The 12,399-nt window shown below is 72.4% G+C and carries 15 protein-coding genes; 9 read left to right on the forward strand and 6 right to left on the reverse strand.

All coding sequences use genetic code 11. The annotated features are described in order from the left end of the window. Positions 1 to 89: 89 nt before the first annotated feature. Together ACIRPK_RS26960 and ACIRPK_RS26965 are read right to left on the reverse strand one after the other, a co-directional pair. Positions 90 to 1,184 carry a DUF2332 domain-containing protein gene (locus tag ACIRPK_RS26960; RefSeq protein ID WP_403042704.1) on the reverse strand — a complete coding sequence of 365 codons (1,095 nt, stop codon included), beginning with the start codon at positions 1,182 to 1,184 and terminating at the stop codon, positions 90 to 92. Between the two features lie 136 nt (positions 1,185 to 1,320). After that, a complete protein-coding gene (locus tag ACIRPK_RS26965) occupies positions 1,321 to 1,731 on the reverse strand; it encodes a hypothetical protein (protein ID WP_403042706.1) in 411 nt (136 codons plus the stop codon). A gap of 273 nt (positions 1,732 to 2,004) precedes the next feature. Between ACIRPK_RS26965 and ACIRPK_RS26970 the strand changes: the two genes are divergently transcribed. Continuing rightward, positions 2,005 to 3,129 (forward strand): cation diffusion facilitator family transporter, encoded by a 1,125-nt coding sequence (locus tag ACIRPK_RS26970; protein ID WP_403042709.1) that lies wholly within the window; start codon positions 2,005 to 2,007, stop codon positions 3,127 to 3,129. A gap of 93 nt (positions 3,130 to 3,222) precedes the next feature. On the opposite strand, the gene ACIRPK_RS26975 is transcribed toward ACIRPK_RS26970, so the two are convergent. Next, the gene (locus tag ACIRPK_RS26975; protein ID WP_403042711.1) at positions 3,223 to 3,654 is read right to left on the reverse strand and encodes a hypothetical protein; all 432 of its coding nucleotides are present in this window, start codon (positions 3,652 to 3,654) and stop codon (positions 3,223 to 3,225) included. A gap of 317 nt (positions 3,655 to 3,971) precedes the next feature. On the opposite strand from ACIRPK_RS26975, the gene ACIRPK_RS26980 reads away from it, so the two are divergent. Next, entirely contained in the window at positions 3,972 to 5,006 is a 1,035-nt protein-coding gene (locus ACIRPK_RS26980; RefSeq protein WP_403042713.1) for a hypothetical protein, read from the forward strand. A gap of 56 nt (positions 5,007 to 5,062) precedes the next feature. On the opposite strand, the gene ACIRPK_RS26985 is transcribed toward ACIRPK_RS26980, so the two are convergent. After that, entirely contained in the window at positions 5,063 to 5,653 is a 591-nt protein-coding gene (locus tag ACIRPK_RS26985; RefSeq protein ID WP_403042716.1) for an isochorismatase family protein, read from the reverse strand. A gap of 146 nt (positions 5,654 to 5,799) precedes the next feature. Then, positions 5,800 to 7,116 carry a nicotinate phosphoribosyltransferase gene (locus ACIRPK_RS26990; RefSeq protein WP_403042718.1) on the reverse strand — a complete coding sequence of 439 codons (1,317 nt, stop codon included), beginning with the start codon at positions 7,114 to 7,116 and terminating at the stop codon, positions 5,800 to 5,802. Between the two features lie 128 nt (positions 7,117 to 7,244). On the opposite strand from ACIRPK_RS26990, the gene clpS reads away from it, so the two are divergent. The 7 genes from clpS (at position 7,245) to ACIRPK_RS27025 (ending at position 11,901) form a co-directional block, all read left to right on the forward strand. Further along, a complete protein-coding gene (gene clpS, locus ACIRPK_RS26995; protein WP_057237597.1) occupies positions 7,245 to 7,538 on the forward strand; it encodes an ATP-dependent Clp protease adapter ClpS in 294 nt (97 codons plus the stop codon). 38 nt (positions 7,539 to 7,576) lie between these two features. Then, on the forward strand, positions 7,577 to 8,140 hold the full coding sequence (locus tag ACIRPK_RS27000) for a DUF2017 domain-containing protein (protein ID WP_403042721.1): 564 nt from the start codon (positions 7,577 to 7,579) through the stop codon (positions 8,138 to 8,140). Positions 8,141 to 8,308: 168 nt separating this feature from the next. Further along, positions 8,309 to 9,793 (forward strand): amino acid permease, encoded by a 1,485-nt coding sequence (locus ACIRPK_RS27005; protein WP_403042724.1) that lies wholly within the window; start codon positions 8,309 to 8,311, stop codon positions 9,791 to 9,793. 30 nt (positions 9,794 to 9,823) lie between these two features. Beyond that, positions 9,824 to 10,255 carry a Mov34/MPN/PAD-1 family protein gene (locus ACIRPK_RS27010; protein ID WP_403042726.1) on the forward strand — a complete coding sequence of 144 codons (432 nt, stop codon included), beginning with the start codon at positions 9,824 to 9,826 and terminating at the stop codon, positions 10,253 to 10,255. A gap of 149 nt (positions 10,256 to 10,404) precedes the next feature. Next, positions 10,405 to 10,521, forward strand: a complete 117-nt coding sequence (locus tag ACIRPK_RS27015) for a putative leader peptide (protein ID WP_313068514.1) — start codon at positions 10,405 to 10,407, stop codon at positions 10,519 to 10,521. A 91-nt stretch (positions 10,522 to 10,612) separates the two neighbouring features. After that, the gene (locus ACIRPK_RS27020; protein ID WP_057237604.1) at positions 10,613 to 10,885 is read left to right on the forward strand and encodes a MoaD/ThiS family protein; all 273 of its coding nucleotides are present in this window, start codon (positions 10,613 to 10,615) and stop codon (positions 10,883 to 10,885) included. Between the two features lie 47 nt (positions 10,886 to 10,932). Continuing rightward, the gene (locus ACIRPK_RS27025) at positions 10,933 to 11,901 is read left to right on the forward strand and encodes a PLP-dependent cysteine synthase family protein (protein WP_403042729.1); all 969 of its coding nucleotides are present in this window, start codon (positions 10,933 to 10,935) and stop codon (positions 11,899 to 11,901) included. 63 nt (positions 11,902 to 11,964) lie between these two features. On the opposite strand, the gene ACIRPK_RS27030 is transcribed toward ACIRPK_RS27025, so the two are convergent. Next, positions 11,965 to 12,378, reverse strand: a complete 414-nt coding sequence (locus tag ACIRPK_RS27030; RefSeq protein WP_403042732.1) for a type II toxin-antitoxin system PemK/MazF family toxin — start codon at positions 12,376 to 12,378, stop codon at positions 11,965 to 11,967. Positions 12,379 to 12,399: the final 21 nt, after the last annotated feature.

Below are 12,399 nucleotides of genomic sequence, written 5' to 3' on the forward strand. Positions count from 1 at the left end.
GACCACTGCTCATCAGAAAGATCTCCACGCCCCACACCATGATCATCACAGCGCGAGGACTGGACCGGAACCCCGTTCTAAAACACGGCCTAGCCGACCGGCAGCCCTGGCCGCTCCGACCAGGCCCAAGCCGGCAGGCCGTGCGGTACGGCCTCGGCGAGCACCTGCTCCGGGGCCGTACCGGTCCGGACGGTCAGCACGAACCGGCGCTGGTCCGAGCCGGCCACCCGGTTGGGTTCGAAGGCGATGTGCGCGAACGGGGCGGTGGGGGTGGCGGCGTCCGCGAGGCGGGTCAACTCCGTCTCCACCAGCGCCCATTCGTCGGCCGGGACGTACTGGCGCATGACGGAGTGCCAGACCACGGTGAGCGTCCCCTCGGCCACCGACACCCGGCGGAGGAACTCGGCGGCACCGAGCCGTTCGACCGGCGCGGAATGCTTGGCGGCCAGCGCCAGCGCGCCGTCCAGGCGGGCGGCCCGTTCGGGGCGGTCGGCCCAGACGTACGCGCGCAGCGCGAGCGCACCCTCCGGTGAGAGCGGGTCGATCGGGGTCAGGTCGCAGCCGCGCCGTTCGGTGAACTCCAGGGCGGGCAGCGGGCGGTCGGAACGGAACACCGGCTCGCGGCGCCAGGCGTCGGTCAGCCGGACGGGGGAGTCGGCCGGGCCGTGGGCGCCGCCGGACCACTCGCAGCGGAATCGGTCGGCGAGCAGGTTCAGCCCCGCACTGGCGCCGAGTTCGAACAGCCGGACCGGGTGCGGGGCGTCCGCCAGCAGGTGCAGCAGTCCGGCGATCAGCAGGTTGGCCCGGCCGGTCTCGTTGGTCTGCGGCGGCCTGGTGAGCCAGGTCCGGACCCAGTCGAGGTGCTCCGCGACGGTGGCCAGGAAGGCCGTCCAGGCGGCCTCCGGGACGGGCAGGGTGAACTCCCCGCCGGCGCTCGGGTAGTAGGCCGCCAGCGCCGGTGCGCGGCCGGTCAGCACCAGTGCGTGCACCCCGCCGAGCAGTCGGAGCGCGATCGCGTCCGGTCCGGGCGCCTGCTCGTACCCCGCGATCGCCGCCGCGCACGGGCCGCCGGCCGCCACGTCCAGCGCCGCCCGGCGGAGCAGGAACTCGTAGAGCGGGGAACCGAGTTCACCGCAGGCGGCGGCTTGCTGGTCGATCATCGCGGCGGCGTGCGGGAGTGGCACCGGCGGGCTCCTCGGTCGGGATCGACGACCACCCGTCAGGGGTGGGGTCTCCCATCATTGGCCCGCGCGGGGTCGCGGTGAAGGCGCCACCGGGGTGACGGTGATCACCGTCCGGTGCGCGGACCGCCGGGTGCGGTCACCAGTCGGCCGCCGCGCGGAGCGCGTGCCGGAGCTGGCTGGCCACGCTCGCGGTGTCGGTGCCGACCACGTCGGCGATCTCCGGGGTGGCCAGGCCGACCACGTAGTGCAGGATGGCGAGGTCCTCGTCGGCGGCGGCGACCCGCTGGGCCTGGACCGGCACCCGGGTCGGATCGAACCGGCCGGCGACGGTGGCCCGCAGGATCCGCCAGGCGGCGGCCGTCGGGTTGGGGCTGCCGAGGATCTCCGCCCAGCGCGCGGCCATCGCCGCGAAGGCCTCCTCCACCACGGAGGCGGCCTGGCCGCCCTCGCGGAACCAGACCCGGGCGTAGCTCAGGTACCGGGGCTGGTGCAGCTCCCGAAAGGCGATGAACTCCACGGAGGAGAGAGGGTCATGACGGTCAGTCATATCAGCCTCTCGGATCGGGTGGGGCAACGTGGGCGGGCGATGGGCACAGGGCGATGGGCGACGGGCGACGGGTCCGGAGAGGTGGGCGACAGGTGGTCCATGTTCACTCTAGGGCCTTGGGCAGCTGCTTTGAGTGACAAGTCCCATCAGATACCCGGGATGGGTGCGATTGAGCCGTTGTGTGACGGATCGTCAGTTGCGACCGCTGCGCACCTGGTCAGGATGGGTAGAACGGCAGTGGCTGCAAGGGAGTTGGTGTGCCACCGTACCTCCATGGAGCCGCACGGACACCCGCATGAGCACCGGAACGAGCACCGCCACGGCCACTCCCACGGACCCCGGCACGACCACGCCCACGATCCTGGCGCCGACCACGCCCACGATCCTGGCGCCGACCACACCCACGGCCACGACCACACCCACGGCCACGACCACACCCACGGCCCGTCGCGCCGGCACCGGGCGGCACACCTGTTCCGGCCGCACTCGCACGACGCCGCCGACCGGTTGGACAGCACCCTGGAGGCCTCGGCCGAGGGCCTGCGCACGCTCTGGATCTCGCTGGTGGTACTGGCGCTCACGGCAGGCGTGCAGGCGGTGGTGGCGCTCTCCGGATCGGTCGCGCTGCTCGGGGACACCGTGCACAACCTGGCGGACGCGCTGACGGCGGTGCCGCTCGGGCTGGCCTTCCTGCTGGGCCGCCGGGCGGCCAACCGCCGCTACCCGTACGGCTACGGCCGGGCCGAGGACCTGGCCGGGGTGGCGGTGGTGGCGGTGGTCGCCGTCTCGGCCGTGTTCGCGGGGGTCACCGCCGTGCACCGGCTGCTGCACCCGCAGCCGGTCGGCCAGCTCTGGGCGGTGGTCGGCGCGGCGCTGGTCGGCTGCCTGGGCAACGAGTGGGTGGCCCGCTACCGGATCGGCACCGGGCGCCGGATCGGCTCCGCCGCCCTGGTCGCCGACGGACTGCACGCCCGGACCGACGGGCTGGCCTCGCTGGCCGTGCTGCTCGGTGCGGCGGGCAGCGCGGCGGGTTGGCGGGCGGCCGACCCGGTGGTCGGGCTGCTGATCACCGGGGTGATCCTGCTGGTGCTGCGGAGTTCCGCCCGGGAGGTCGGGCGACGGCTGATGGACGGCGTCGATCCGGCGCTACTGGACGTGGTGGAACGGGAGTTGCGGGTGGTGCAGGGCGTTCAGGGGGTCGGTGCGCTGCGGCTGCGGTGGATCGGGCACTCGCTGCGGGCCGAGGCCGAGGTCCTGGTCGACGGCAGCCTCACGGTGACGGCCGGGCACCAGGTCGCCTCAGCCGCCGAACACGCCTTGATCCGGGCCGTCCCCCGCCTTCGCGCGGCCACTGTCCACCTCACGCCCTCCGCGGTCGCTCGACCGCTGGCGGGCTAGTACGTACGGATCATCTGTTCTGGGCTCGGCGTCGCCCTGCGGCGGAGCCGTCTGCCGGTCGGGCCCCGAGCCCCCGGGAACCGCGGTCGCCGTTCAGCAGGTGCGGTTGGGTTCCTCGGGCTTGCGGCGGGCGCGCTTGGCGGCCGCACCGGCGGCGGTGGCCGCGGCCGCCGCAGCGGCGGATGCGGCGGCGCGCCGGCTGGGCTGCTCGGGGATGCCGGCCGACTCGGCGGCCTCCCGCGCCTCGAGATAGGCGTGCACGGCGGCGATGCCGTACACCGGCTGGATGAGCTGGTTGCCCTTGAAGAACGGTCGGGCCGGGGCGAACCCGGCCGCGATCACCAGATCCCGGATCTCGGCTATCTCCTCCTCGGTCCGCGCGGTGAAGCGGACCTCCCAGCCTTTCTTGTACATGTGGCCGTCGTCGCCGCTGCGCCGGGCCAGGTCCGGCTGGCGGACGTAGCCGGGCAGGCGACCGAGGCGCAGCTGGGCAGCGCGCAGGGCGGCGGATTCGTCACGTGGCATGAGGCGATGTTAGGCAATCCTGAGGGGCGGCCGTGACCCCCGGACGGCGGTGAACTGTATGGCGCTCGTCACTCTGGGTCAGGCGTCGCAGGTGGTAGGGGGTTCGGGTGCGGTCGAGGGTGGCGGAACCACCAGGCGGAAAATCGGATGGTACAGGCCAAGTCCGATCTGTACCGGCATATGGCTGAACAACCTTTAGTCCGAATGGGTGAGGGTATGAGGACTTTAGTGCGGCCGAGTCCCGGTTTCGCGACGGTTGGGTAACGGTGCGTCAGGTCGTGGATGCGGAGCGGGGGCGGATGGGGAGGGTTGTCGGCATGAGCAGCTACCAGATTCCGTCGCAGTCGCCCTCCCTCGAGGAGCTGGCCCGCCGCCAGCAGAACGTGATCACCGCCAGCCAGCTCCGGGCCCGCGGGGTGCCGACCAGGGTGGTCAGCGGCCACTGTCGCGAGGGGGGCCCGTGGCAGCGCCTGCTGCCGCGGGTCTACCTGCTGCAGGGCGGCGAGCCGACGCCGGAGCAGCGGATGTGGGCCGCGCTGCTGTACGCCGCGCAGAACGGTCGCGAGGAGGGCGGCCGGGACGGTGCGGTGATCACCGGTGCGGCGGCGCTCGCGCTGTACGGCTTCAGTTCCGCGCCCCGGCTGCCCGCCGTGACCGGGGTGGAGGTGCTGGTGCCCCGGCAGCGTCGGCTGAAGGACGCGGGGGAGGTCCGGATCCGGCGCACGGAGCGGGAGTTGGTGGCCCGCTCGGTGCACGGGCTGGCCTGCGCGCCGGTGGCCAGGGCGGTGGCCGACACGCTGCGGGAGTGGACCGACGCGGGCGTCTTCGACACCGGCGAGGTGCCGGCCGGGCAGCTCAGGGCGGTGCTCCGGGAGGCGCTGACGAAGACCGAACCTGGCTGCACGCTGCGGGAGTTGATGGCCGAGCTGCGGGAGGCCGACCTGCTGGGCGAGGAGCGGGTGCGGGCCGCGGCGGACGAACTGCTGGCGGCGGAGCGGGAGTCGGTGCTCGGCCGGATCGGCGAGCTGGTGGACGAGTGGCTGCTGCCGGCCCCGCTGGCCGGGCCCGAACTGCGGATGCGGGGCGGCACCTTCGTGGCCGTGCCGGACCTGTACTGGCCGGCCGCCGCGGTCGCGGTGGAGGTGGACTCGGAGCTGCGCTGTGTCAGCGAGGGCGAGGCGGCCTGGGTGCGGGGCGGACAGCACCGGATGGAGTACCTGGGCGTCCGGGTGGTGTACGTCTCGGGAGCCCGGCTCGCCGCCGAGCCGGACGCGGTCGGCGACGAGCTGCGGGAGGCGTTCCTGGCGGGCGGCACCGATGTGGTGGAGCTGCTGGCGACCAGTCATGAGTGAACGGCCGCACGACCCGGGGGAGGAGCCGCGGGCTGAGCTGTCGAGGTTTGGACGGATCAGCCGCGGACGATCGGTGTCCCGGTCAACTCGACGCCGGCGTCCCTGAGTTGGATCAGTGCGGCCTCGGTGGTCGGTGCCGCGACGGCTGCGGTGAGGTCGAGCAGGACCCGGGTGGTGAAGCCCTCCCGCCGGGCGTCCAGCGCGGTGGCCCGGACGCAGTGGTCGGTGGCGATCCCCACCACGTCCACCTCGGTGACGTCCCGCATCCGCAGCCAGTCGGCCAGCGTCGCCCCGTTCTCGTCGAAGCCCTCGAACCCGCTGTAGGCCGCCGCGTGCGCGCCCTTGTCGAAGACCGCCTCGATCGCGCCCGAGATCACCGCCGGCGAGAAGTTCGGGTGGAAGCCCACCCCCTCCGTCCCGGCCAGGCAGTGCACCGGCCAGGAGTCGACGTAGTCGGGCTCGGCGGAGAAGTGCGGCCCAGGGTCGATGTGGTGGTCCCGGGTGGCACAGATGTGCGCGTACCCGGGAGTCCCCTCGGCGATCAGGTCGGTGATCGCGGCGGCCACCTCGGCGCCGCCGGCCACGGCCAGGCTGCCGCCCTCGCAGAAGTCGTTCTGCACGTCCACGACGATCAGTGCCCGATGCATGGGGTTGCTTCCTTCTCCGCCACCGGGGGCGGTGTGGTGGGCCTCGATGGTGGCCACTGTAGGGAGTTACGCGCGTAGGCGAAAGGGGCGAGGCCCGGCCGGGCGGTCGAGCGGGTGCCCGGCCGGGTGCTGCTCGGCGGGTCCGGTCAGGACCCCAGCCGCAGCTCGGTCGGCAGGACCGGCTCGCCCTTGGAGAGCTGGGTGGCGGAGAGCGGCAGCGAGTCCCGGACCCGGAGGTGGCGGTCCCGGGCGGCGGTCAGCGGCTCGCGGCCGACCACCTTGCCGCCGCGGATCAGCGGCACGTGCAGCAGGTACGGCTCCAGCTCGTCCGGGACCGGCCCGGTGCCGACCACCTCGGCCGCCGCCACGCCCTCGGCGTCCGGCTGCCGGGCGGCCCACTTGCGGCCGCCGACGCTGGACTTGGCGCCGGCCGAGCGCTTGGCCACCGAGACCAGCGGCCCGTCCGGCCCGGCGGCCCGGGCGACCAGCTTGTAGACCATCGCGCAGGTCGGCTCCCCGCTGCCGGTGACCAGGCTGGTGCCGACGCCGTAGCCGTCCACCGGGGCGGCGGCCAGCGCGGCGATGGCGTACTCGTCCAGGTCGGAGGTGACGATGATCCGGGTGCCGGTGGCGCCGAGCTCGTCCAACTGGCGGCGGACCCGGTGGGCCAGCAGGGTGAGGTCGCCGGAGTCGATCCGGACCGCGCCGAGCCCGGTGCCCGCCACCTCGACGGCGGTGCGCACCGCCTCGTTCAGGTCGTAGGTGTCGATCAGCAGGGTGGTGCCCCGGCCCATCGAGTCGATCTGCGCGGTGAAGGCGTCCCGCTCGCTGTCGTGCAGCAGGGTGAAGGCGTGCGCGGCGGTGCCGGTGGTCGGGATGCCGTAGGCGAAGCCCGCGGCCAGGTCGGAGGTGGCGCCGAAGCCGGCCACGTACGCGGCCCGGGCGGCCGCCACGGCGGCGTCCTCGTGCGCCCGGCGGGCGCCCATCTCGATGCACGGCCGCCCGCCCGCCGCGCTGGTCATCCGGGAGGCGGCGGCGGCGATCGCCGAGTCGTGGTTGAGGATCGACAGGATCAGCGTCTCCAGGATCACCGCCTCGGCGAAGCTGCCCTCCACGGTGAGCAGCGGCGAGCCGGGGAAGTAGACCTCGCCCTCGGGGTAGCCGTGGATGTCGCCGGAGAACCGGTAGTCGGCCAGGTAGCGCAGCGTGGTCTCGTCGACCACCCCTTGGTCGGCCAGCCAGTCGAGTTGCGGGGTGGTGAAACGGAAGTCCTCGACCGCGTCGAGCACCCGGCCGACCCCGGCCAGCACGCCGTAGCGGCGGCCGTCGGGCAGTCGGCGGGTGAACACCTCGAAGACCGAGCGCCGGTGGGCGGCGCCGCTGCGCAGGGCGGCCTGCAGCATGGTCAGCTCGTAACGGTCGGTGAGCAGCGCCGTGGAGCGGCGCACGGTGTCGGCATCCATGGGGATGATGCTACTGGACTTAGCGTCACTTTGACGATTTCTCGCCCCGATCGACCCGGATTCGCTCGCACGTCCCCCGGATGGAAGCATGAGAGGCGGTAATCCGTGTCCCGACGAGGAGTGCAGCCGTGAGTGTCGCGCCCGTGGAGATCGAGCGCCCGGAGGTCGAAGGCATTCCAGCGGTGGAGCCCGACACCCCCTGGGTCACGATCGTCCACAACGACCCGGTCAACCTGATGAGTTACGTCCAGTACGTCTTCCAGGCCTACTTCGGCTTCCCGAAGGAGAAGGCCAGGACGCTGATGATGGAGGTGCACCAGAAGGGCCGCGCCGTGGTCTCCAGCGGCTCCCGCGAGGAGATGGAGCGGGACGTCCAGGCGATGCACGGCTACGGCCTGTGGGCCACGCTCCAGCACGACTGACCAACCACTCCACCACGACGACGGGTTGACGACTAATCATGGTTCGGCTGTTCGAGAGCACGGGTGACGGCGGCGCGCGGGCCGCGCTGGACGAGGGCGACGCCGTCCTGCTGCGCTCGCTGTTCATGCAGGTGCTGGAGATGATCGGCCCGGGTCCGGCCGAGAACGACGACCCGCTGGCCGCGCTGTTCGCCGAGGGGCCCAGCAAGCCGCCCGCCGACCCGGCGCTGGCCCGGCTGTTCCCGGACGCCTACGGCGATCCCGGCAAGCCGGAGGACCAGGAGGCTGTGGCGTACTCGGCCGAGTTCCGTCGCTACACCGAGCCCGACCTGCGGGCCCGCAAGCGGGAGGACGTGCTCGCGGTGATCCGGACCCTGGACGGCGTGGGCACGGGCGAGTCGCTGACGCTGCCGGCCGAGGAGTGCCCGCGCTGGCTCGGGGCCACCAACGACCTGCGGCTGATCCTCGGCACCCGGCTGGAGGTCACCGAGGACGACGACTTCTTCGCGCTGCCGGACGACGACCCGGCCAAGCCGCTGGCGATGGCGTACCTGTGGCTCGGGGCGCTCCAGGAGTCGCTGCTGGAGGCGATCTCCGACTGATCCGGTCGCCCGGAACCCCCGTCCCACCCCTTGGGACGGGGGTTCCGGCATTTCCGGCATACCGCCACCAGACCTGACATCCCATGCTCAAATATCGCTCAGATACGCACCGGTATCCGGGGCATGCGTGGTACTACTGCCACTCCCCACGAGTCAAGGACGGTGGCCATGACGCAGCAACAGTTCGACGAGGTGACCGACCCGGTACCGGACGAGGAGGGCTACGCCCGAGGTCTGGGCAGCCGTCAGATCCAGATGATCGCGATCGGTGGCGCGATCGGCACCGGCCTGTTCCTCGGCGCGGGCACCGCCATCTCCAAGGCGGGCCCGAGCCTGATCCTCAGCTACGCCGTGGCCGGCCTGGTGATCTTCGCGATCATGCGGGCGCTCGGCGAGCTGCTGACGTACCGTCCGGTCTCCGGCAGCTTCGCCGAGTACGCCCGGGAGTTCCTCGGCCCGTTCGCGGGTTACGTGACCGGCTGGACGTACTGGCTGTTCTGGGTGGTCACCGGAATGGCCGAGACCACCGCCGCCGCCGTGTACGTGAAGTTCTGGGCGCCGGGCATCCCGCAGTGGATCTCCGCGCTGGTCTTCCTGGTGATCCTGTACGGCGCCAACCTGATCTCGGTGAAGCTGTTCGGCGAGATCGAGTTCTGGTTCTCGATGATCAAGGTGACCGCGATCATCGGAATGATCCTGATCGGCATCGGGGTGCTCACCCTGGGCTTCAGCGACGCCGGTGACACCGCCGCGCTGAGCAACCTCTGGTCGGACGGCGGCTTCTTCCCCAAGGGCATCGGCTCCACCGTGATGACCCTGCAGATCGTCATGTTCGCCTACCTCGGCGTCGAGCTGGTCGGCGTCACGGCGGGGGAGAGCCAGAACCCGCAGAAGACCCTGCCGCGCGCGATCAACACCCTGCCCTGGCGGATCGCGCTGTTCTACATCGGTGCGCTGGTGGTCATCCTGGCCGTGGTGCCGTGGCGGGAGTTCGCCCCCGGGGTCAGCCCGTTCGTGGCCGCCTTCGAGAAGATGGGCATCCCGGCGGCGGCCGGGATCATCAACTTCGTGGTGCTCACCGCCGCGCTCTCCTCCTGCAACTCCGGCATGTACTCCACTGGCCGGATGCTCCGCGACCTCGCGCTGCGCGGCCAGGCCCCCGGGCAGCTCACCTCGCTCAACGCGCGGAAGACGCCGGCCGCCGCGATCACCGTCTCCTGCCTGCTGATGGGCCTCGGCGTGGTGCTCAACTACCTGGCCCCGGCCAAGGCGTTCGAGTACATCACCTCGGTCGCCACCGTCTGCGGTCTGTGGACCTGGGCGATGATCCTGATCTGCCAGATCCGCTACCGCACCGCCTGGAAGGCCGGGCACCTGCCCGCGCCGACCTTCAAGGCGCCCGGCGGACCGGTGGCCAGCTGGGCCGCGCTGGCCTTCCTGGTGATGGTGATCGTGCTGATCGCGATCGACGAGGACAGCCGGATCTCGCTGTACGTCTTCCCGTTCTGGGCCGCCCTGCTGGTGATCGGCTACCAGGCGCTCAAGCGCCGCCGGCCGGAGGCCGTGGTGCCGCACGGGCACGACCACGTCCACGCCGGGTCCGGTGGCCGGGAGTCCGGTGGCCGGGAGTCCGGTGGCCGGGACGACCGGTGAAGGCCCTGGTCGGCTGGCTATCCTGACCCGATGCTGACCATCACCCGAGAGCTGCACGACGCGATCGTCGCCCACTCCCGTGCCGACCACCCGGACGAGGCCTGCGGCGTGGTCGCGGGCCCGGCCGGCAGCGGCCGCCCCGAGCGGTTCGTCCCGATGCTCAACGCGGCCCGTTCGCCCACCTTCTACGAGTTCGACTCCGGTGACCTGCTCAAGCTCTACCGCGAGATGGACGACCGGGACGAGGAGCCGGTGATCGTCTACCACTCGCACACCGCCACCGAGGCCTACCCGTCGCGGACCGACGTCAGCTACGCCTCCGAGCCGGAGGCCCACTACGTGCTGGTCTCCACGGCGGAGGGCACCGGGCCCGGTGACCCGTTCCAGTTCCGCTCGTTCCGGATCGTGGACGGTGTGATCACGGAGGAAGACGTCGAGATCGTCGAGGCGTACCCCGCCTGACCCACCTCCGGCCCGCCGCACCGCCCGACCGGGCCGGTACGGCGGGCAGAGGCGTGTCCGGACCCAGCCGTCTCACCAGGGGATACGGAAACATCCGGATGCCGAGACGGAGATGTCGGAGCGGGGGCGGGAATCTATACGATGAGCCCATGCGTTCCGTCGATGTGAGCAACCAGGCCCCGGGCATCCGCCTCGTGGCGCGCCTGCACGTCGACCTGTGCCGGCTCGCCAGCGCGATCTGTCCCGGCCCCGCCGACGCCCGCTGACCTCGGCACCAACCGCTTTTCCCCGGTCCCCGGGGCCACCCTCCCCTGCCGCGCCCGCGGCCACCGAACTCACCCGATCAGGAGCGCAGCCATGGCCATCGAGGTCCGCATCCCCACCATCCTCCGCACGTACACCGACGGCCAGAAGGCAGTCGAGGGCGCCGGCGCCAACCTCGGCGAGCTGTTCGCCGACCTGGACGCCCGGCACCCGGGCATCGCCGCCCGCCTGCTGGACGGCGGCGAGCTGCGCCGCTTCGTCAACGTCTACCTGAACGACGAGGACGTGCGCTTCCTGGAGGGCATCGGCACCGGCCTGACCGACGGCGACAGCGTCACCATCCTCCCCGCCGTGGCCGGCGGCTGAAGACCCGCCACCCCGATCCGCTCCTCGACTGCCGGAGGCTCCGTCAGATGAAGTACGACAGCCCGCTCGAAGCCGTCGGCAACACTCCGCTGGTCCGGCTGCCCCGGATCTCCGCCGCCGTGCCCGGCAACGGGGACGGGCTGGTGACCCTCTGGGCCAAGCTGGAGGACCGCAACCCGACCGGTTCGATCAAGGACCGGCCGGCCCTGCACATGATCGAGCGGGCCGAGGCGGCGGGGCTGCTCACCCCCGGCTGCACCATCCTGGAGCCGACCAGCGGCAACACCGGCATCTCGCTCGCCATGGCGGCCAAGCTCAAGGGCTACCGGATGGTCTGCGTGATGCCGGAGAACACCAGCGAGGAGCGTCGCGAGCTGCTCCGGATGTGGGGTGCGGAGATCATCCCCTCGCCCGCCGCCGGCGGCTCCAACACCGCCGTCCGGATCGCCAAGGAGATCGCCGCCGAGCACCCGGACTGGGTGATGCTCTACCAGTACGGCAACCCGGACAACGCCGGTGCGCACTACGCCGGCACCGGCCCGGAGATCCTCGCCGACCTCCCCGGCATCACCCACTTCGTGGCGGGCCTCGGCACCACCGGCACCCTGATGGGCGTCGGCCGCTACCTGCGGGAGAAGTCCCCGGGCGTCCAGATCGTCGCGGCCGAGCCGCGCTACGACGACCTGGTCTACGGGCTGCGCAACCTGGACGAGGGCTTCGTCCCCGAGCTGTACGACGCCGCGGTGCTCACCACCCGGTTCTCGGTCGGCTCGGCTGACGCCGTCCGCCGCACCCGCGAACTGCTCCAGCAGGAGGGCATCTTCGCGGGCGTGTCGACCGGCGCCATCCTGCACGCCGCGATCGGGGTCGGCCGCAAGGCGGCCCAGGCGGGCGAGCGGGCCGAGGTGGCCTTCGTGGTCGCCGACGGCGGCTGGAAGTACCTGTCCACCGGCATCTACACCGCCGAGTCGACCGAGGCCGCGGTCGAGGCGCTGCAGGGGCAGCTCTGGGCCTGAGGTCCCGTCAGTCCGAGCGCCACGGCGCGGTTCCCGCCTGGCGGGGGCCGCGCCGTCCGTCGTTCAGCGCAGCGCCCGCCGGGCCTTCGTCCAGGTCGCCCCGTCCAACGGCCCGACCCGGCGGCGGAACGCCCGCAGCGGCACCTCGCGCAACTCGTCCGTCTCCAGCCAGCTGGTCCGGCCCTGCCGGTCGCCGACCGCGCCCGGGGGCAGCGCCAGCACGCCCGGGCGGTCGTCGTGGCGCTTGCTGGTGATCTTCGCGACGGTGGCGGTCCGCCGGTTCACCCGCAGCACCAGGCACGGCCGGTCCTTCGTCCCCGGCCCGTCCTCGAACGGCACCTCGGCCCACCACACCTCGCGGGGCGCCGGTCCTCCGGACGGCGTAGCGGGCCGCCCGGACGGCCGCCGTCGGCGGACGGCGACCAGCACCGCGAGCAGGACCAGCACGACCAACGCCGCAAGCAGCCATTTCTCCATCCGCAGACCGTACAACCAGGT

It is taken from the genome of Kitasatospora sp. NPDC101801, assembly GCF_044766665.1.
Classification (GTDB): Bacteria; Actinomycetota; Actinomycetes; order Streptomycetales; family Streptomycetaceae; genus Kitasatospora.